1 protein-coding gene is annotated in these 411 nt (G+C 47.4%); it reads right to left on the bottom strand.

The features are described from left to right. Positions 1-42: 42 nt before the first annotated feature. The coding region (locus GPK83_RS16670; protein ID WP_215705343.1) for a transposase at positions 43-411 on the bottom strand (369 nt) is incomplete at its 5' end.

Here is a 411-nt window from a genome sequence, read left to right as displayed (position 1 = left end):
GTAAAGGTCAAATCCTTCGCCCCACGCCAAATACAGCGCCGCTCATTTGCGGCGCTTGCTATAGCACTCAGCCGGAAGATCTTTTGACCATGGCATAAGACTTTCTAACTCTTTTTTATCGACACTTCCGTCGATACGGATGATCTCAAGCAGTTCGGTTAATAGATGCTTTACGTAGTAGTAAACATTCAGACCATTTGCCCGGGCTGTTTCGGTAATGCTGTAGATCATTGCACTTGCCTGTGCACCACGTACTGTGTTCAGCGTCATCCAGTTCTTACGGCCGATCGTAAAGGTTCTCAGTGCGCGTTCACTGGCAAGATTATCGATCGGCACTTCCCCATCACTCAGGAATACCTTCAGATATTTTTCCTGATTCAGGCAGTAGTTAATCCCTTTTGCGGTTTCGCC

Source organism: Clostridium sp. MCC328 (assembly GCF_018785465.1).
Classification (GTDB): Bacteria; Bacillota; Clostridia; order Lachnospirales; family Lachnospiraceae; genus Pilosibacter; species Pilosibacter fragilis.
The sequence above is the reverse complement of the archived record's forward strand: the minus strand, read 5'-3'. Positions and strand labels throughout refer to the sequence as shown.